The sequence below is a fragment of the Paraburkholderia caballeronis genome (assembly GCF_900104845.1).
Classification (GTDB): domain Bacteria; phylum Pseudomonadota; class Gammaproteobacteria; order Burkholderiales; family Burkholderiaceae; genus Paraburkholderia; species Paraburkholderia caballeronis.
Genome location: NZ_FNSR01000002.1, coordinates 2,068,544 through 2,087,627, shown reverse-complemented (window position 1 = coordinate 2,087,627; position 19,084 = coordinate 2,068,544). Strand labels below are relative to the sequence as shown.

Sequence of the window (19,084 nt, the reverse complement as noted above, 5' to 3'; positions counted from 1 at the left end):
CTTGGTCAAGGGCAAACAAATTGTATCTCTGAACCGCGCAGCCTTTCACCATCGGGGCTGCAACAATGCCTTCCTGGCTCACGTCTTAATCTAGATCAAGAAATCGATCAGACTGCCGAAACGCTTGACAGACGGCCATTTCCGGGAATCGTCGCACGCACGCAACAGAATTATCATTGACAAACTTCTTTTACATTTTCACGTCCTACAAAATCCTTTTAATACCAATTACTTACTGCCATTAATCCATTTGTTACAAATTTCCACAAGCATTGTTGCGCGAGATAAAGGGAAAGACCCGGGGGACGCGAATACACTCTGCTCCGAATCATCAGATCACCGCTGCGACAGCCCTATACGCGTCGGTGTGATTCTCAAGTACTGTCCGGAGTTAGAAACCATGAAAAAAACCCTTATCGCCGCCGGCGTTCTCGGCGTCTTCGCAATGGGCGCGCACGCGCAGAGCAGCGTGACGTTGTACGGTTCGCTGGACGCAGGCATCGTCTACGCGAACAACGTCGCGGGCCACAGCGCGTGGATCCAGAACAGCGGCTCGGTGTCGAACACGTACTTCGGCCTGCGCGGCGCGGAAGACCTCGGCGGCGGCCTGAAGGCGATCTTCACCCTGGAAAGCGGCTTCAATCTGAACAACGGCGGCTACCACGGCGAAACCGGCTTCAACCGCAAGGCGTACGTCGGCCTGCAGAGCAACCAGTTCGGCACGCTGACGCTCGGCCGCCAGTACGACTCGGTCGTCGACTACCTGTCGCCGCTGTCGGCGGCGGGCATGGGCTTCGGCAACAACCTGGCCGGCCACCCGTTCGACAACGACAACCTCGCGCAGTCGTTCTCGATCAAGAACGCGGTCAAGTATGAAAGCGTGAACTACGCCGGCTTCAAGTTCGGCGGCCTGTACGGCTTCAGCAACGACCCGGAGGGCTTCTCGAACGGCCGCGCATGGAGCGCAGGCGCGTCGTACAACTACGGCCCGCTGAATGTCGCCGCCGCCTATCTGCAACTGAACAACTCGGGTGCGCTGGGTAGCGCGCAAGGCGCGGCCTCGTCCGACACCAACATCTCCGCGCGGCTGCAACGCACGTACGGCGTCGGCGCAACCTACGCGTTCGGCCCGGCGCTGGTCGGCCTCGTGTGGACGCATTCTCAGATCGACGGCCTGGCCTCGTTGAGCAGCGGCGGCGCCGCGTCGGGCGCAACGAACGGTCTCGGCGGGTTGAACCTGCACACCAACAACTACGAGGTCAACGGCGCGTACCACCTGACCCCGGCGCTCGCGCTGCTCGGTTCGTACACGTTCACCGACGGCCGCGTGACCGGCAGCAGCTACGGCCGGAACGATCCGAAGTGGCACACGGTCATGCTCGCGACCGACTATTCGTTCAGCAAGCGCACGGACGTGTACCTCGCGGGCGTGTATCAGCATGCTTCCGGCTCGCTGGGCTATGACGCCACGGGCAACGGCATCTCGAACGTCGCAGCGATCAACACGCTGCCGGCGTCGACGAACGGCAACCAGGTCGCGGCGACGGTCGGCCTGCGTCACCGCTTCTAAAGTACGCAGCGAAGCGGCAGCACGGCGCAACCCGCCGGGCTGCCGTCGATGCGCAACGCACATGCGGCACAACCGCATGTGCGTTTTTTATTGGCGCTCGCATCACGCGGCAAGCTGCGATTTCGACGAACGCGCTGTTGCATCTTCTTACTGACCGGCGCATGCAACCCTGCGTATACTCGACGGCACTTTCAGCGTTCGTTGTCACTTCCATGCCGCTCATGAATTCGCTCACGAAATCCCTGCTTGCCGCCGCTCCCGTTGCATTGGTTGCCGCGTGCGGTTCGGCGCCGACGCCAGCGCCGGACGACACCGCGGCGGCCGCGCCGATGGTTTATGTGTCGTCGCTGCGCTCGCCGTCATCGATTGCGACCTGCCTCGAAGATCGCCTGCCGCGGGTTCGCGCGTCGCAAGCGGGTGGCGCGACTGAACTGGCGGTGGGTTCGTCGTCGAACGCGTCGTACCTGGTGACGCTGACGCCTTCCGGCAACGGGTCGGTGGTGCGCGTCATGCACGATCCGTCCGCGTCCAGCGATCCTCCCGAAGAAGAAATGCGCTTTCATATCGCGCGCTGCACGATTTGACGGGCGGTCCGACTTCACCTCGCGACGGAGTAATCGGTTGACGCACCTGGCGTCATATCCTCTCCGTCGCCGCACGAGCACTTCTGCAAAGACGTGCTCCGTCCGATTTCCTCTTCCCTATAAATAGACTGATCCGATGGCATCGGGCAACGCACATCACGCGACCGGCTGGGCCGCCGGCGTCATCGCGGCCGCAGTGGTCACGCACGCCGGAGCCGGCGGCCCGTGGCACCTCTGGACCGCACTGGCTTTCCTCGCGGGCGTGGCCGGCGGCACCGCGCCGGACTGGCTGGAAGTCGCGTGGTGGACGAAACGGCGGCGTCTGTGGATCACGCATCGGACGATCACGCACTGGGGCATCGGCTGGATCGCGCTGCTGGCGTGGTCGTATCACGGCATCGGCCATCTGCCGCTCGCGGCGCCGGTGTTCGGCCTTGCGTGCGGCGGCGTCATCCATCTGCTCGCGGACTGGCCGAATCCGCTCGGCGTGCCGTGGATCGCGCGACGCCATTCGCTGAACTGGTGGAACAGCGGCCGCTGCGATCTGCTGGTCGTCGGCGCATCGTGGGGTGCTGCGTGGTTCGTCGCGGTTCATGGAGCGCCGCATGGATGGCCTGTCGGGACGATCGAACGGTGGTGGAGGCAGGTGTAAAGGTGGAAACCGCCGCGATGGTTACAGGCCGATCCGCCTGAGCAATACCTCCGGGATCACACAAGCCGCACGACATGATCCGGCTTGCCACCGCCGTCCGACAATGATTTTTTCCGGACAGAGACGAACTGTATAGCCGGCAGCGAGCCCCCGGAGCGTTCATCGCGCGTCCCGGGGGTACACGCTACGGTCAATCGAGCCGAAAATCGATCCCCTGCGCAAGCGGAAGCGCAGCCGAGTAGTTGACGGTATTGGTCGCACGCCGCATGTACCCTTTCCACGCGTCCGATCCCGACTCCCGACCGCCGCCGGTTTCCTTTTCGCCACCAAATGCGCCGCCGATTTCCGCGCCGCTCGGCCCGATGTTCACATTGGCAATCCCACAATCGCTGCCCGATGCCGAAAGGAAACGCTCGGCTTCGCGCAGATCGGTCGTGAACACGCACGACGACAACCCGTGTGCGGCCGCGTTGTTCGCGGCAATCGCTTCGTTGAAGTCGCTGTATCGCATTACGTAGAGGATCGGAGCAAAAGTTTCCTTTAGTACGATTCCGGTTTGCGACGGCATCTCGACCAGCGCGGGACGCACGTAATAGCCGCCGGGCAATCCGGCAACCTCGATACGTTCGCCGCCAGTCACCTTACCGCCCTCCTCCGCGGCTGCGCGCAGCGCCGCCCGCATCCGCCCGAATGCATGAGCGTCGATCAGCGGCCCCATCAGCGTGCCGGCATCGAGCGGGTTTCCGATCGGAACCTTCGCATAAAGCTGGCGCAGACGCTCGACCGTTTGCTGATAAACGCTGTCATGCACGAACAGACGACGAAGCGACGTACACCGCTGCCCCGCCGTACCGACCGCAGAAAACAGGATCGCGCGCAACGCGAGTTCGCGATCGGCGCTCGGGGTGACGATGCCCGCATTGTTGCCGCCGAGTTCGAGGATCGCGCGACCGAACCGCTGCGCGACGGCGACCCCGACTGCGCGGCCCATTTCCGTGCTGCCGGTTGCGCTGACGATCGCCGCGCGCGGATCCCCCGCCAGTTGCGCACCGACTTGGCGCCCGCCGTTGACGACCGACACCAGTCCGGCCGGCGCATCGCCGAATTCGGCCAGCGCACCGGCCATCAACCGGTTGACCGCCAGCGCGGTGAGCGGGGTTTTCTCGGACGGCTTCCAGATCACGGCGTTGCCGCAGACCAGCGCGAGCGCCGCGTTCCAGGACCACACCGCAACCGGAAAATTGAATGCCGAGATGATCGCGCACGTTCCCATCGGATGCCACGTTTCCGCCATCCGGTGTCCCGGACGCTCCGATGCGATCGTCAACCCGTACAGTTGCCTCGACAGGCCGACCGCAAAATCGCAGATATCGATCATTTCCTGCACTTCGCCGAGTCCTTCCTGAAGGATCTTCCCGGCTTCGAGCGACACGAGACTGCCCAACGCCTGCTTGCTGGCGCGTAGACGCTCGCCCAGCAATCTCACCAGTTCTCCGCGGCGCGGCGCAGGCACATTGCGCCACGCGAGGAACGCACCATGTGCGCGAGTCAGCGCATCGTCCACGTCCGCCGGCGACTGGCTGGCGACACGTCCGATCAGCTCCCCCGAAATCGGCGACCGCACCTCGATATCACCGACGCGCACCTGTTCCGCGATCCCGAGTTCGGCAAGAATATCCGAAGCGTTCATGGCTTCCCCTTTATTTCCGATAAGAAACAAACTAGCTCCGGCGACTATACATGGGCCGAATCGGGGTATCAAGCGGGGTTCTCCCGCTAAGTTGGGACATGGGGATCTCAGGGCGGAGGCCCGTTTCGGTTGTTTTGTTTCCGATCGGAACGCCGGATTGAAGGCCTCGTTTCCGTTCGGAAAACCATTCCCGCCGGAAGAGCCAGGTGAGGTGAGTGAAGATAGGGGGTGCTTAGCACGGCCGAAGGCGGGAGGGAATTCCTAGCGGTTGGCTGTGCGATTTAAGCACGAGGTATGGCGGTCAGATTCGCTTCGTACCCGGTAAACGAAAGGCAAACAGTAACAACCCCGTGGCGTACAAGAACTGCGAGGAAAACACGAAAATCGCGGGCTCGCCGTAAAACCAAAGCGCGCAATGCGCATCGAATTGACCGTTTAAGGCGGCCGCAGCCTCGCATCCGAGCGGATAAAACCCTGGTTGCCGACACCCGCTCGCACAAAACCCGACAAAATGCACAAATATCCGCGCAAGCCGTCAGGAGCTCTCCATGCACTCGGACCGGCCGATCCGGTACCCGACCAGCAGGCCGGCATCGTAAGCAGCTTCCAGTGCCTGCACGACATCTCCGATGTTCACTTCATGCAGGTCGGTGTCGAGTTCGCCGGTCGATTCAAAGGTGTCGATGTCCAGCGTCCGGCGAGCGATGGCCAATAATAATTCGACGCGTTCGTCGTTCACTTTTTCCTCCGTACTTGACATTAGTCATTGCATTTAGATCATAAATAGCCAGCCTTCCTGCGACACGTGACGCCGTGACGCGTATTGAAACTCCATTCAAAAATTGCGTATTTCTGGGAACCCTGAAAACCGGTATGGCCGCCCGCGTTGGCCGTCCGGCCGAGTTTCCCTACGTCAACCGAATGCTATGATCGGAAACTTCTGCGCCAACCCACCTGCGTGTCTCAGCCGTTTATGGACGCTCCGCACCCTCAATCGCCGACGTCAACCAGTGCAGACCTCGGGCGCCGCGTGCGCACCGCACGACGCGCTCACGATTTGACGCTGGACACCGCAAGCCGTCTGTGCGGCGTGTCTCGTTCCACACTGTCGAAAATCGAGAATGGCCTGATGTCGCCGACGTTCGACGTGCTGCAGAAAATCGTCGCCGGATTGAAGATCGATCTCGGCGAACTGTTCGGCTCCACGCCAAAAGCCAATGCCGGTGGACGTCGTGCGCTGACGCGCAAGGACGCCGGACAGCGCCACGCCTATCGCGGCTACCAGATGGAATTGCTTGCCACGGACCTCGCGCACAAAGCGATGCTGCCGTTTCGTATCCGCATCACCGCGCACTCGCTGGACGCGTTCGACGACTGGGGGCGTCACGAAGGCGAAGAGTTCCTGTATGTGCTGAACGGCAGTGTCTGCCTGTACTCCGAACTCTACGCGCCGACCTACCTCGAAACCGGCGACAGCCTGTACTTCGACAGCCGCACCGGACACGCAGCGATATCGACCAGCGACGAAGACGCCGAAGTTCTCTGGATGGCAACGAGCGTCATCGGCGACAACGCCGAGCATACCGCGCCGACCGCCGCGCAGGCGGCAACCAGACCGCAGCGTCAGAAGACGAAACCATCGGCATAAGCCCGGCCCGGCCGCTAGCCGCCGCACACGCATCGGTTGCCGATACGAAATATGGCTCCCTCCTGCGATCGGCAACGAAACGGAACGCCGCTCAACTCTGCTTCGAACGTCGCCCGCGCTTACGCGTCGCTGCTGCCTCCGCAGAAGCCGCAACCCGCTCCCGCGCCGCCCGCCGCACCGCATCGATCAATGCACGCCCCGCAATCGACGGCTGCGTATCGGTCCGCTGAATCAGCCCGACCGGTTCCTCGCTGCCCGCCGACGGTAACGGCAACCGCACCAGCGCGCCATGCCGAAGATCGTACTCGACCACTCCGGACGGCACGAACCAGACCGCGTCGTTTTCGAGCGCCAGCGCGCGCCCGACCGACACCGACAGCATCTCGACGAACGAGACCACCGGCGCAGCCCCCCACGCTGCGAGCAAGCTGTCCGCCGCCTGGCGGATCAACGTGCCGAACGGCGGCAACACCACGGGAAAATCCGCCAGCCGCGCCGGCAATCCCGCGCCGTTCTGCAACGGATGCCCAACTCGCACGACGACCGCCAGCGGCTCGCTGTACAACTGCTCGAAACTGAGCCCGACCATCCGCTCCGGATCCGCAAGACGCCCCACGGCGAAACCGATCTCCCCGGCCTTTAACCGTTCGAGCAGTTCCGCATTCGAAGCCGTCGTGAGCCGCACGACCGCACGCGGCCATTGTCCGGAAAACGCCCGCAACATCGGCGGCACCAGCGCGGTCGCAACGGTCGGCAGCACGCCGATGTCGAGCGTCGCGGCGGCCGCGCCTTCGTCGCGCGCAAGCAGCTCGACGCCTTGCCGCAACGCGCTCACGCAGGCGCTCGCGTGCGGCATGAACAGTTGCCCCTCGTGCGTCGGCACCGCGCCATGTCGACCGCGCTCGAACAGCTTCACGCCGAGCAGCGCTTCGAGTTCGGCAATCGTCTTCGACACCGCGGGCTGCGTAACCGACAGGCTCTCCGCGGCTTTCTGCACGCTGCCGAACTGCGCGACCGCGAGAAAGCACTGCAGATGCCGGAACTTGACGCGACTGTCCGCTAGACGGCGATACATAACGATTCGTTATACGAGATACGAGAAAACGTCATTTTGCATAACTTTTCCATTTGGATAAAGTCGCACCATTCACCCTGCCGGAATCGCCGCACCAGCGGCGGCACCCGTTCCCACAATCAAACCAGGAGACGCTCAATGGACGAGTCCATTCTGTCGCCGCGCGACTTCGACTCGCATCCGGCGTACGTTCACCCGCCGTATCGCTCGTCGGTCAAACGTGGCCCCACGCTGCCGCTGATTCCACTAAAGGAAAAATTGCGCGACCAGCATACGCCGGTGTACGGCACCGACGATCTCGGTCCGCTCGATCACGACCTGACGCGCAACGCGGCCCGCAACGGCGAGCCGCTCGGCGAGCGCATCATCGTCACGGGCCGCGTGCTCGACCTCGGCGGCAAGCCGGTACGCAACACGCTCGTCGAAGTCTGGCAGGCGAATGCAGCCGGACGCTACGTGCACAAGCAGGACCAGCACGACGCGCCGCTCGACCCGAACTTTCTCGGCGCCGGCCGCTGCCTGACCGACGATGAAGGCCGCTACCGCTTCCTGACGATCAAGCCCGGCGCATATCCGTGGGGCAACCACCCGAATGCGTGGCGTCCGAATCACATCCACTTCTCGCTGTTCGGCGACTACTTCGGCTCGCGTCTCGTCACGCAGATGTACTTCCCCGGCGATCCGCTGCTCGCGCTCGATCCGATCTTCCAGGGCACGCCGGAGCAGGCGCGCGACCGCCTCGTTTCGCGCTTTTCGATCGACACCACCGAAGAAGGCTACGCGCTCGGCTACGAATTCGACATCGTGCTGCGCGGCCCGAACCAGACTCCCACGGAGCGTTGAACATGGCATTCAAGGAAACGCCCTCGCAAACCGTCGGCCCGTATTTCGCGTACGGTCTGTGCCCGCAGCAATACGATTTCGATCTGAAAAGTCTGTTCACGCCCGACATCGCGACGCCCGACGCCGCCGGTGAACACATCACGCTGATCGGCCGCGTCTTCGACGGCGACGGCAACGCGGTGCACGATGCGATGCTGGAGTTCTCGCAGGTCGATTCGGAAGGACGCTATCCGTCGACGCGCGCGCAAATCGACGAGACGGGTTTTCGCGGTTTCGGCCGCGCCGGCACCGGCACCGATCCGAAGCAGCGCTTCGTGGTGCGCACGGTGAAACCCGCGCGCGCGAACCCGGCCGAAGCCCCGCATCTGAATGTGATCGTGACGATGCGCGGAATGCTCACGCACACGTTCACGCGCATCTACTTCGACGACGAAGCGGCGGCGAACGACGCCGACCCGGTGCTGTCGGCGGTCCCCGCCGACCGCCGCGCGACGTTGATCGCCAAACGCGATGAGCAGGCCGGCAACATCGTGTACCGCTTCGACATCCACATGCAGGGCGAGCGCGAGACAGTGTTCTTCGATCTCTGATCCCTGATCGCGCCGGCACGTCCATGGCTTGGGTTTCATGATCCTTTCACGAACGGACCTTATGATTCATAAAGCGATCTGATCGCGAAACTCCAGGCTGTACTTGAAGCCCGCTTCACGCGGGCTTGTTTTTTCTGGATCAGCCCAGCGGCCGCACGCCGATCAGCGGGCCATGCAGATAAAACACGAATATCGCCCACGCAACGAGCCCGATCACCACCACGAGCGCATCGCACGAAACGAGACCTGGCGGATAAACGACGCCCGCGTCACGATCACGCCGCCTGCCGGCAAGCATCGCCACCACCGACCATACGAGGAAGACGCCGAACAGCACGATGTCGTGCAGCGTGCCGTTAGCAAGCAGATGCGCGAACGCCCACAGTGCGATACCGCACAGAAGCGGATGTCCAATCGCGCGCTTGAAATGATTGCGGCGCACATGCGCGGCCACGATCAGCACGAACGCGATTGCCGTCAGCAACGCGGTCACGTGCGGCATCCAGAATGGCGGACTCCATACCGGCACCGGCGCGTGACGCGCAAGACCATACCCGTAGATCGTCAGCACGATGCCCGCCAGCGACAGCAGCGCATACACGCCGCGCCATGCACCGGCGCCGAATCGCGCGATCTGCGCTTCGCGCCATCGCGCGGCGACGATCCGGATCGAATGCACGCCGATAAAGACGATCAGGCCCAGTATCAGTACCGCCATGTCGATCCCCCTTCGATGTTGTACCCGGACTGATCGCGATTGTCGCGCAATTCGCGCGGGGCGCGACAAAACATGGCCGATATCCGCCGGAATATCAACGCCAGGAAGGATAAATCGAATGCCGGAATTTCAGCCGCGCAGCACTGGTCGATTGCCAATCGGCTAATCGGCTAATCGGCAATTACTGATGCATTTAATCGTCGCATCAACGCATGCGATACAACGGGATCTGAAAGGATCAAAACGGGTGCAAAAGAAATGCACCATGAACGGGACAGGAAATCACGCGCTCAACAGCGAAAATGCTCCATGTCCTGCCCGGCGTGTATCGCCCGGGCGAGCCACGGCGGTATTTCGCCCTGGCCGTCCCACGTATTGCCATACGCATCGCGATACATCGGTTGTTTTTCGGATTCGGTAATCGCTGCCGCCAGGTCTTCCAGCGTAATGCCGTATTCCTCCATGCGGCGTCGAATCCACAGAATCAGTCGTTCGCGTGCCTCACCGTCGAGGTCGAACATCGGTTAATTCCTCTCGCATCGTCTAAGGCGTGACGTCGATTCGTATCAATGCGCCTGCCCTGAAAAGACAAAGGCTTCGCAAAACACCTGACGAAGCCTTGCTGCCTTGATGAGGTGGCCCGGGGTAACCCGTGCCCCATCCGGAGGGGATCTGCTGGTCCGCTGCTCCGCTCGCCAAAACGCAGCGCCTATAGGTGACGCTGCTGCAAGCGGAGCCCATCATACCGTGCGTGCGTCGCACAGATCAAGCGGTTTGCGGACGACACGGGCATTCCCGGCGCCGTCCGCATCCAGCGACGGTTATGGTGACACCGTCGCGCGCGAACCGGCATCCGGCTGCGCGGCATGCACTTCGCCATCCTGAACGGACGACGGCTGGCGCGCGAGCACCGCTGCGAGCGCCGCGCCGGTATGGCTCGCACCGACCCGCACGAGCCCTTCGGGATCCGCCGCAGCAACGATCATGCCGCCGCCCGCGCCGCCTTCCGGGCCGAGATCGAGGATCCAGTCCGCTTCGGCGATCACGTCGAGATCGTGCTCGATCACGACAACGCTGTGGCCACCGTCCGCGAGCCGGTGCAGCACGCGGATCAACCGCGCGACGTCGGCCATGTGCAGGCCCACGGTCGGTTCGTCGAGCACGTACAGCGTATGCGGCGCTTTTTGCCCACGTCGGGTGATGTCGTCGCGCACCTTGCTCAGTTCGGTCACGAGCTTGATGCGCTGCGCCTCGCCGCCCGACAGCGTCGGCGACGGCTGGCCGAGTGTCAGATAACCGAGCCCCACGTCCTTCATCAGTTGCAGCGGATGCCCGATGCTCGTGATCGATGCGAAGAACTCGACGGCCTCGTCAATCTCCATCGTCAGCACGTCGCCGATGTTCTTGCCGCGCCACGTGACCGCCAGCGTCTCCGGATTGAAGCGCTGGCCATGGCAGACGTCGCACGGCACTTTCACGTCGGGCAGGAAGCTCATGCCGATGGTCCGCACGCCTTGCCCTTCGCAGGTCGGGCAGCGTCCGTCGCCGGTGTTGAACGAAAAGCGCGACGCCGTATAACCGCGCGCCCGCGCTTCGAGCGTGTCGGCAAACAGCCGGCGAATCGCGTCCCACACGCCGATGTACGTAGCCGGACACGACCGCGGCGTCTTGCCGATCGGCGTCTGGTCCACTTCGAGCACGCGGTCGATGCTTTCCCAGCCGGTGATCGAATCGCAGCCCTGCCACGCATGCGTAACGTCGAGCTTCGGTTTCGTCGCGGCGCGCGACGCCGTGGCAGTGCGACGCGCATCGGCGGTGCTCTCGTTCGCCGCCTTGCGCGCGCGGCGCGTCGCCGGCGACGACAGCACCGAGCGGCCGACCGCGTCGAGCAGGTTCGTCAGCAGCACGTCGCGCGCGAGCGTGGACTTGCCCGAGCCGCTGACTCCGGTGATCGCGACGAGCCGCCCGAGCGGAATCTGCGCGGTCACGTTGCGCAGGTTGTGCAGCTTGCCGCCGTGCACGGTCAGCCACTGCGCCGGCGTGGCCTCGCGCGCCCCCCGCGCGGGCTTCACTTCGCGACGCGGCTGCAGCGGATGCACGATCGGATGCGCGAGGTAACGGCCGGTCAGCGAGTCGGGCTGCGCGGCGAGGTCCGCGACGCTGCCCTGCGCGACGACGTTGCCGCCGCGTTTGCCCGCGCCAGGGCCGATGTCGATGATGTGATCTGCACGACGAATCGTATCCTCGTCGTGCTCGACGACCACCAGCGTGTTGCCCTTCTCGCCGAGGCTGCGCAGCGCATCGAGCAGAATCCGGTTATCGCGCGGATGCAGCCCGATCGTCGGTTCGTCCAGCACGTAGCAGACGCCCTGCAGATTGCTGCCGAGCTGCGCGGCAAGCCGGATGCGCTGTGCTTCGCCGCCCGAAAGACTCGGCGCCGCGCGATCGAGGCTCAGATAACCGAGCCCGACCTCTTCGAGGAAACGCAGCCGGCTGCGAATTTCGCTGATCACGTCGCGCGCGATCTGCGCTTCGCGGCCGCCGAGTTCCAGCGCGTCGATCCAGCGGCGCGTATCGGAGACCGTCCATTGCGCGACATCGACGATCGGATGCGAATCGAACGTCACCGCGCGCGCGACCGGGTTCAGCCGCGTGCCGCCGCAATCCGGACACGGTTCTTCGCCGACGCCTTCCGGTTCCTGTTCTTCCGAAGGCAGCGTCTGCTCGCGGCCGCGCCCGTCCTCCACCGCGACCGTGTCGTCGTACGCGGCGCGCTGTTCGCGCGTCAGCGCGAGACCCGTGCCGACGCAGGTCGTGCACCAGCCGTGCTTGCTGTTGTACGAGAAAAGCCGCGGATCGAGTTCCGGATAACTGGTGCCGCACACCGGACACGCGCGCCGCGTCGACAGCACCTTCACGGCGCCGATCCGTGCGGTAGAGCCGCCGTTGCCGAGCGCATCGTCGAGACCGTCGAGCGGCGCCAGCAGATGCACGACCCCCTTGCCCGCTTCGAGCGTCGCATCGAGCAGGTTGCGCAATTGGGCCTCGTTTTCAGGCTCGATCAGCAGATCGCCGACCGGCAGTTCGATCGTATGCTCGCGGAAACGGTCGAGCTTCGGCCACGGCGCAACCGGCACGAATTCACCGTCCACGCGCAGATGCGTGTTGCCGCGCGCCTTCGCCCACTTCGCGAGATCGGTGTACACGCCCTTGCGGTTCACGACGAGCGGTGCGAGCAGGCCGACGTGCTGCCCGCGATGCTCGCGCAGCAACTGCGCGACGATCGCATCCGCGCTTTGCGCCTTGACCGGCGTGTGATCGTGAATGCAGTGCTGCACGCCGAGCTTCACGTACAGCAGGCGCAGGAAGTGCCACACCTCGGACGTGGTCGCGACCGTGCTCTTGCGCCCGCCGCGCGACAACCGCTGCTCGATCGCGACAGTGGGCGGAATGCCGTACACCGCATCGACCTCGGGCCGCCCCGCCGGCTGCACGATCGAGCGGGCATACGCATTCAGCGATTCCAGATAACGGCGCTGCCCCTCATGAAACAGGACGTCGAACGCGAGCGTCGATTTGCCCGACCCCGACACGCCGGTGATCACGTTGAAGCGTCCGTGCGGAATATCGACGTCGAGCGCCTTCAGGTTGTGCTCGCGCGCGTTGACGATCCGCACCACGTCCTCGCCCTGCACTTCGCGCCGCGTCTGCGCGGCGCGCAATGCCGTCTGCAACGCGACGCCTTCTTCTTCCGCGATAACCGCCGCAGCCGGGCCGCCGAGCGCCGCTTCATAGCGTTCGAGCGCCGCGCCGGTATGTGAACGCGGACACGCGATCACGTCGTCCGGCGTGCCGACGCACACCACTTCGCCGCCCGCATCGCCGCCTTCCGGACCGAGATCGATCAGCCAGTCGGCCGCGCGAATCACGTCGAGATTGTGTTCGATCACCAGCAGCGAATGGCCGCGAGCCAGCAGCTTGCCGAACGCGCGCATCAGTTTCGCGATGTCGTCGAAATGCAGGCCGGTGGTCGGCTCGTCGAACATGAACAGCCTGCCGGCGCGCAAGTTCCGCTTGACGCCCGACGGCGTGGTTTCCGCGAGAAAACCCGCGAGTTTCAGGCGCTGCGCCTCGCCACCCGACAGCGTCGGCACCGGCTGGCCGAGCTTCACGTATTCGAGACCGACATCGACGATCGGCTGCAACACGCGCAATACTTCGGGATCCTCGTCGAAACACTGCACCGCTTCGCTGACGGTCAGATCGAGCACGTCGGCAATCGACAGCGCGCGGCCGGCGCGCTCGATCTTCACTTCGAGCACTTCCGCCCGATAACGGCTTCCGTCGCAGTCGGGGCAGCGCAGGTACACGTCGCTCAGGAACTGCATCTCGATGTGTTCGAAGCCCGAGCCGCCGCAGGTCGGGCAACGGCCATCGCCCGAATTGAAGCTGAACGTGCCGGCCGTATAACCGCGCTGCTTCGCCATCGGCGCCTTCGCGAACAGCTTGCGGATTTCATCGAACGCACCGACGTAACTCGCCGGATTCGACCGCGCGGTCTTGCCGATTGGCGACTGATCGACAAACACCGCGTCGCTGATCTGTTCAGCGCCGACCAGTTGCCGGTACGCACCAGGCGTCTCGGTCGCCTTGCCGAGATGCCGCGCGAGCGCCGGATACAGCACGTCCTGAATCAGCGTCGATTTACCCGAGCCGGATACGCCGGTCACGCAGACGAGCCGCTGCAACGGAATCTGCACGGTCACGTCGCGCAGATTGTGTTCGCTCGCGCCTTCGAGCACGAGCCTCGGCGTCGTGGCGTCGACCGGACGACGCTCCCAATGCGATGCGTCCGCGACCTCGCGGCGGCCGGCGAGATATTCGCCGGTGAGCGTGTTCGACGAGCGGATATTATCCGGCGTGCCGTCGTAGACAATCGACCCGCCGCGCTCGCCCGGTCCCGGCCCCATGTCGATCAGGCGATCGGCCGCGAGCATCACGGACGGATCGTGCTCGACCACGACCAGCGTGTTGCCCGCGTCGCGCAGCCGCTGCATCGCTTCGACGATGCGGTTCAGGTCGCGCGGATGCAGCCCGATGCTCGGCTCGTCGAGCACGAACAGCGTCTTAGTCAGCGACGTGCCGAGCGCGGTGGTCAGATTGATCCGCTGCACCTCGCCGCCGGACAGCGTGCGGCTCTGCCGGTCGAGCGTCAGATACCCGAGGCCGACGTCGCACAGGTAACGCAGCCGCGTGCGCACTTCGGCGAGCAGCAGTTTCAGCGCATCGTCGAGCAGCGCCGATGACAGCGACAGGTCGTCGAAAAAGCGGCGGATACGCTCGATCGGCATCATCATCAGATCGTGCAGCGCAAGGCCGGGCAGCGCTTCGAGCTGCGCGCGGGTCCATTCGACGCCGTGCGGCAGGAAACGGCCCGCGGGCGCGAGCACCTCGTCCGCGTTCGGCTTCGTGCCGAGACGCCACAGCAGCGCCTCCGTTTTTAGCCGCGCCCCGCCACACGTTTCGCACGGCGTATAGCTGCGGTACTTCGACAGCAGCACGCGGATGTGCATCTTGTACGCTTTCGATTCCAGGTACTGGAAAAAACGTTTCACGCCGTACCACTGCGTCTGCCAGCTACCGGTCCAGTCGGGTGAACCTTCGATCACCCAGTTGCGTTGCGCGTCGGTGAGTTTGGACCATGGCGTATCGCGCGGGATGCCCGCTTTCGCGGCGTAGCGCATCAGGTCGTCCTGGCACTCCTTCCACGCGGGTGTCTGCAGCGTCTTGATCGCGCCGCCGCGCAATGTCTTGCGCGCGTCGGGCACCACGAGTCCCCAGTCCACGCCGATCACGCGTCCGAAGCCTCGACACACGTCGCACGCGCCGTACGCGGAGTTGAACGAAAACAGCGCCGGTTGCGGGTCCGCATAACGCAGATCGCTGTCCGGGCAATGCAGGCCGGTCGAAAAGCGCCAGATCTGCGGCGTCGCCGGCGTGTCGGACTGATCCGCTTCCGGCATCACGTACACGTTCACGCGGCCGCCGCCGCGCTTCAGCGACGCCTCGATCGCCTCGACCGCGCGGCTTTTCTCGGTGTTTTGCAGGCGGAAACGGTCCGCGACGACGTCGAGCATCTTGCGCGCGCCGTCGGCCGTCTTCACTTCGCGCTGCGCCTGCACGCGCGTATAACCGCTCGCCGACAGCCATTGCGTGACCTCTTCGTCGGTCGTCGTGTCCGGCAGTTCGACCGGGAACGTGACGACGAGCCGCGGATCGCCGGCCGCCGCCGCGCGCGCGAGCAGTTCCGCGTAAATCGTTTCAGGCGTGTCGTGCCGCACCGGCTGCGCGGTCACGCGATCAAACAGGTTCGCCGCGCGCGCATACAGCAGCTTGAGGTGATCGTTCAGCTCGGTCATCGTGCCGACGGTCGAGCGCGAACTGCGCACCGGGTTCGTCTGGTCGATCGCGATCGCGGGCGGCACGCCGTCCACGCGATCGACCTGCGGCCGATCCATCCGGTCGAGAAACTGCCGCGCGTATGCGCTGAACGTCTCGACGTAACGACGCTGTCCTTCCGCGTACAGCGTGTCGAATACGAGGCTCGACTTGCCCGACCCGGACGGACCGGTCACGACGGTCATCTGTCCGGTGTGCAGATCGAGGTCGAGGTTCTTCAGATTGTGCTGGCGTGCTCCGCGGATGCGGATCGTCGTCGTTCGGTTTTCGCTCACTTGCGCTGGCATTCCGGCTGGGTTCACGGCATCGGCGCAGGGCCTTGCACCCCGCCCGGCGGATCGCAGCAAGGCGCCCGCCGCGCGCGGCGGGCAGCACCCGGCTGTCTGGGTCAGATTCTACTGTATGTTTATACAGCACGCAGGACGCGCACGAAAGGAAACACGAGCGCCAATAGTTGCCGATGGGTTGCCGACGGGTTGCCGATGCGCTCTATCGCAAAAATTTGAGCACGGTCGGGGCGAGCGTCTGATCGATGCGGCACACTCGTCGCATCCCGAGGGGCGACCCGCCGCCGTCCGTTCCATCCGGAAACGCACGACACACTCCACCCGCCCCGACCGGTTCTACGAGGAGAGCCCGACCATGAACAAGACGATGCAAGCCGCAGTCGTACACGCATTCGGCAAACCGCTGACGATCGAGGAAGTCGCCGTGCCGACGCCCGGCCCCGGCCAGTTGCTGGTCAAGATCGAGGCGTGCGGCGTCTGCCACACCGACCTGCACGCCGCGCACGGCGACTGGCCGGTCAAGCCGCAGCCGCCGTTCATTCCCGGCCACGAGGGCGTCGGCTACGTGGTCGGCGTCGGCGCCGGCGTCACGCACGTGAAGGAAGGCGACCGGGTCGGCATCCCCTGGCTCTATTCGGCCTGTGGCCATTGCGAACATTGCCTCGGCGGCTGGGAAACGCTTTGCGAGCAGCAGCAGAACACCGGCTACTCGGTGAACGGCGGTTTCGCGCAATATGCGCTCGCGGACGCGAACTACGTCGGCCTGCTGCCGAAGAGCGTCGGCTTCATCGAAATCGCGCCGGTGCTGTGCGCAGGCGTCACCGTCTATAAAGGGCTGAAAGTCACGGACACGCGCCCCGGCAACTGGGTCGTGATCTCCGGGATCGGCGGGCTCGGCCACATGGCGGTCCAGTACGCGCGCGCGATGGGTCTGAACGTCGCCGCGGTGGATGTTGACGATACGAAACTCGAACTCGCGAAGAAGCTCGGCGCGGCCGTCGTCGTGAACGCGAAAACGACGGACCCGGCCGCGTATCTGAAGAAGGAGATCGGCGGCGCGCATGGCGTGCTCGTCACCGCGGTGTCGCCGATCGCGTTCTCGCAGGCGCTCGGCATGGTCCGCCGCGGCGGCACGGTGTCGCTGAACGGCCTGCCGCCCGGCGACTTCCCGCTGCCGATCTTCGACATGGTGCTCGGCGGCGTCACGGTGCGCGGGTCGATCGTCGGCACGCGGCTCGACCTCGAAGAGTCGCTGCAGTTCGCGGAGGAAGGCAAGGTCAAGGCGACCGTTTCCACCGACAAACTCGAAAACATCAACGACGTGTTTGCGCGGATGGAGCGCGGCGCGATCGAAGGCCGCGTCGTGCTCGACATGGCCGCCTGACGTCGGAAACGAAACAGGCGGACGGCACGCGCCGCCCGCCTGTTTCCGATGCTCAACAAATCAGCCGACGACGACGTCCACGCCGACCAGTTCCTTCACATCCGGCGCTTCCGCGAGCCACGTACCGACCTTCGCACGATAAGCGGTGTAGTGCGCGCTGTCGCGATGCGCCTGCACGGCCGCCGCGTCCCTGTAGCTTTCGAACAGGTGAAAGCCCGGTGCGCCGTCGGCGCGGCGCATCAGGTCGTAACGCTGGTTGCCCGGCTCCTTGCGCGTCTCGGCGACCATCACGCGCAACGCGGCTTCGATATCAGCGACGTGCTCGGCCTTCGGCGTCAGGCTCGCAAAAATATAAACCGTCATCGTGGGTTCTCCAGAAATTGAATGAATGCCGGACGCTCAGGCGACCTTGTAGCGTTCGAGCCAGTGCGCGTACGGCGCGGGCAACGTCCACGACGGACGGTCGATGCCCAGCTCGCGCGCCGCGTAATACGGCCAGTGCGGATTCGCGAGATGCGCGCGGCCGACCATCACGAGATCGAGCTGCTCCGACGCAACCGAGCGCTCGGCGAGCGCCGGCGTGTCGATGCCCCATGCGGAGGCGACCGGCAGGCCCGCTTCGCGACGCACGCGCTGCGCGATCGGCGCGAGGAACGCAGGCGCCCACGGAATCTGCGCGGTCGGCGTCGAGAAGCCGATGCTGACGCTCAGCATGTCGAGCCCTTCGCGCTTGAAACCCTTCGCCAGTTCGATCGATTCCGCGAGCGTTTCGGCGTCGCGGCCATCGTACTCGATCACGCCGAAACGCGCGGTCAGCGGCAGCCGTTCCGGCCACACCTTGCGAACCGCGGCCAGCGTTTCCAGAAGGAAACGGCTGCGGTTTTCGAGGCTGCCGCCGTACGCGTCGGTGCGCTGGTTCGAATGCGTCGAAAAGAAACTCTGGCCGAGGTAGCCGTGCGCGAAATGCAGTTCGAGCCATTCGAAGCCCGCGGCGAGCGCGCGCTTCGCCGCCGCGACGAAGTCCTCGCGCACGCGCGCGATGTCGTCGAGCGTCATCGCGGTCGGCACCTTCGGCAGATGCGCGCCGAACGGAATCGCCGACGGCGCGATGGTTTGCCAGCCGCGCGGATCGCCTTCGGCAATGTGATCGTCGCCTTCCCACGGACGGTTCGCGCTCGCCTTGCGGCCCGCATGCGCGATCTGGATGCCCGGCACCGCGCCGGCCGCCTTGATCGCCGCGACGCTCGGCGCGAACGCGTCGGCCTGCGCATCGTTCCACAGCCCCGCGCATCCCGGCGTGATCCGGCCTTCCGGCGACACCGCGGTCGCCTCGGCGATCACGAGGCCCGCGCCGCCGCGCGCGATCTGCGCGAGATGCACGTGATGCCAGTCGTTGATGACGCCGTCGACGGCCGAATACTGGCACATCGGCGGCACGGCGATACGGTTGCGCAAGGACACGTCCTTGAGCTTGAACGGTTCGAACAAAGCGGACATCGATGGTTCTCCTGGTCCTGATCGGCGCGCGCCGCAAATGATGCGGCGGCCGCGCCACGTTGGAAAATCGGTAGTTCGCATCGGCAA

Annotated in this window: 15 protein-coding genes; 7 read left to right on the top strand and 8 right to left on the bottom strand. The window is 64.6% G+C overall.

The features are described 5' to 3' along the window. The first annotated feature begins 400 nt into the window (after window positions 1-400). From BLV92_RS25800 to BLV92_RS25790, 3 genes are all read left to right on the top strand, one after another. On the top strand, window positions 401-1,570 hold the full coding sequence (locus tag BLV92_RS25800) for a porin (protein ID WP_090550617.1): 1,170 nt from the start codon (window positions 401-403) through the stop codon (window positions 1,568-1,570). Window positions 1,571-1,707: 137 nt separating this feature from the next. After that, window positions 1,708-2,154 (top strand): sugar ABC transporter ATPase, encoded by a 447-nt coding sequence (locus tag BLV92_RS25795; RefSeq protein ID WP_309147442.1) that lies wholly within the window; start codon window positions 1,708-1,710, stop codon window positions 2,152-2,154. Window positions 2,155-2,290: 136 nt separating this feature from the next. Continuing rightward, window positions 2,291-2,806 carry a metal-dependent hydrolase gene (locus tag BLV92_RS25790; protein ID WP_243842614.1) on the top strand — a complete coding sequence of 172 codons (516 nt, stop codon included), beginning with the start codon at window positions 2,291-2,293 and terminating at the stop codon, window positions 2,804-2,806. Window positions 2,807-2,996: 190 nt separating this feature from the next. Here the strand turns inward: BLV92_RS25790 and amaB are convergent, their stop codons facing one another. Both amaB and BLV92_RS25780 read right to left on the bottom strand, forming a co-directional pair. After that, the gene (gene amaB, locus BLV92_RS25785) at window positions 2,997-4,496 is read right to left on the bottom strand and encodes an L-piperidine-6-carboxylate dehydrogenase (RefSeq protein WP_090550616.1); all 1,500 of its coding nucleotides are present in this window, start codon (window positions 4,494-4,496) and stop codon (window positions 2,997-2,999) included. A gap of 535 nt (window positions 4,497-5,031) precedes the next feature. After that, entirely contained in the window at window positions 5,032-5,235 is a 204-nt protein-coding gene (locus BLV92_RS25780) for a DUF6900 domain-containing protein (RefSeq protein WP_143040731.1), read from the bottom strand. A gap of 234 nt (window positions 5,236-5,469) precedes the next feature. On the opposite strand from BLV92_RS25780, the gene BLV92_RS25775 reads away from it, so the two are divergent. Continuing rightward, window positions 5,470-6,144: a helix-turn-helix domain-containing protein gene (locus BLV92_RS25775; protein ID WP_090550611.1), complete on the top strand. Its 675-nt coding sequence runs from the start codon at window positions 5,470-5,472 to the stop codon at window positions 6,142-6,144. A 91-nt stretch (window positions 6,145-6,235) separates the two neighbouring features. Here the strand turns inward: BLV92_RS25775 and pcaQ are convergent, their stop codons facing one another. Then, entirely contained in the window at window positions 6,236-7,219 is a 984-nt protein-coding gene (gene pcaQ, locus BLV92_RS25770; protein WP_090550607.1) for a pca operon transcription factor PcaQ, read from the bottom strand. 138 nt (window positions 7,220-7,357) lie between these two features. On the opposite strand from pcaQ, the gene pcaH reads away from it, so the two are divergent. Both pcaH and pcaG read left to right on the top strand, forming a co-directional pair. Then, window positions 7,358-8,062 (top strand): protocatechuate 3,4-dioxygenase subunit beta, encoded by a 705-nt coding sequence (pcaH, locus tag BLV92_RS25765; protein ID WP_090550605.1) that lies wholly within the window; start codon window positions 7,358-7,360, stop codon window positions 8,060-8,062. Between the two features lie 2 nt (window positions 8,063-8,064). Next, complete coding sequence (gene pcaG, locus BLV92_RS25760) at window positions 8,065-8,652, top strand: protocatechuate 3,4-dioxygenase subunit alpha (RefSeq protein WP_090550602.1); 588 nt, start codon at window positions 8,065-8,067, stop codon at window positions 8,650-8,652. A 139-nt stretch (window positions 8,653-8,791) separates the two neighbouring features. Here the strand turns inward: pcaG and BLV92_RS25755 are convergent, their stop codons facing one another. From BLV92_RS25755 to uvrA, 3 genes are all read right to left on the bottom strand, one after another. Then, window positions 8,792-9,370: an NnrU family protein gene (locus tag BLV92_RS25755; protein WP_090550601.1), complete on the bottom strand. Its 579-nt coding sequence runs from the start codon at window positions 9,368-9,370 to the stop codon at window positions 8,792-8,794. A 290-nt stretch (window positions 9,371-9,660) separates the two neighbouring features. Then, window positions 9,661-9,891: an H-NS histone family protein gene (locus tag BLV92_RS25750; RefSeq protein ID WP_090550599.1), complete on the bottom strand. Its 231-nt coding sequence runs from the start codon at window positions 9,889-9,891 to the stop codon at window positions 9,661-9,663. A gap of 300 nt (window positions 9,892-10,191) precedes the next feature. Continuing rightward, complete coding sequence (gene uvrA, locus BLV92_RS25745) at window positions 10,192-16,104, bottom strand: excinuclease ABC subunit UvrA (protein ID WP_244283922.1); 5,913 nt, start codon at window positions 16,102-16,104, stop codon at window positions 10,192-10,194. Window positions 16,105-16,471: 367 nt separating this feature from the next. Between uvrA and adhP the strand changes: the two genes are divergently transcribed. Further along, window positions 16,472-17,500 (top strand): alcohol dehydrogenase AdhP, encoded by a 1,029-nt coding sequence (adhP, locus tag BLV92_RS25740; protein WP_090550595.1) that lies wholly within the window; start codon window positions 16,472-16,474, stop codon window positions 17,498-17,500. A gap of 60 nt (window positions 17,501-17,560) precedes the next feature. On the opposite strand, the gene BLV92_RS25735 is transcribed toward adhP, so the two are convergent. Next, entirely contained in the window at window positions 17,561-17,863 is a 303-nt protein-coding gene (locus tag BLV92_RS25735; RefSeq protein WP_090550592.1) for a putative quinol monooxygenase, read from the bottom strand. A 36-nt stretch (window positions 17,864-17,899) separates the two neighbouring features. Continuing rightward, window positions 17,900-18,997: an NADH:flavin oxidoreductase/NADH oxidase gene (locus BLV92_RS25730; protein ID WP_090550590.1), complete on the bottom strand. Its 1,098-nt coding sequence runs from the start codon at window positions 18,995-18,997 to the stop codon at window positions 17,900-17,902. Between the last annotated feature and the right edge of the window lie 87 nt (window positions 18,998-19,084).

Bases quoted from the DNA above. Each gene is read 5' to 3' on its own strand.
- adhP (WP_090550595.1), top strand. From the start codon at position 16,472: ATGAACAAGACGATGCAAGCCGCAGTCGTACACGCATTCGGCAAACCG.
- amaB (WP_090550616.1), bottom strand. From the start codon at position 4,496: ATGAACGCTTCGGATATTCTTGCCGAACTCGGGATCGCGGAACAGGTG.
- BLV92_RS25730 (WP_090550590.1), bottom strand. From the start codon at position 18,997: ATGTCCGCTTTGTTCGAACCGTTCAAGCTCAAGGACGTGTCCTTGCGC.
- BLV92_RS25800 (WP_090550617.1), top strand. From the start codon at position 401: ATGAAAAAAACCCTTATCGCCGCCGGCGTTCTCGGCGTCTTCGCAATG.
- pcaH (WP_090550605.1), top strand. From the start codon at position 7,358: ATGGACGAGTCCATTCTGTCGCCGCGCGACTTCGACTCGCATCCGGCG.
- BLV92_RS25775 (WP_090550611.1), top strand. From the start codon at position 5,470: ATGGACGCTCCGCACCCTCAATCGCCGACGTCAACCAGTGCAGACCTC.
- pcaG (WP_090550602.1), top strand. From the start codon at position 8,065: ATGGCATTCAAGGAAACGCCCTCGCAAACCGTCGGCCCGTATTTCGCG.
- pcaQ (WP_090550607.1), bottom strand. From the start codon at position 7,219: ATGTATCGCCGTCTAGCGGACAGTCGCGTCAAGTTCCGGCATCTGCAG.
- BLV92_RS25790 (WP_243842614.1), top strand. From the start codon at position 2,291: ATGGCATCGGGCAACGCACATCACGCGACCGGCTGGGCCGCCGGCGTC.
- BLV92_RS25735 (WP_090550592.1), bottom strand. From the start codon at position 17,863: ATGACGGTTTATATTTTTGCGAGCCTGACGCCGAAGGCCGAGCACGTC.
- BLV92_RS25750 (WP_090550599.1), bottom strand. From the start codon at position 9,891: ATGTTCGACCTCGACGGTGAGGCACGCGAACGACTGATTCTGTGGATT.
- BLV92_RS25755 (WP_090550601.1), bottom strand. From the start codon at position 9,370: ATGGCGGTACTGATACTGGGCCTGATCGTCTTTATCGGCGTGCATTCG.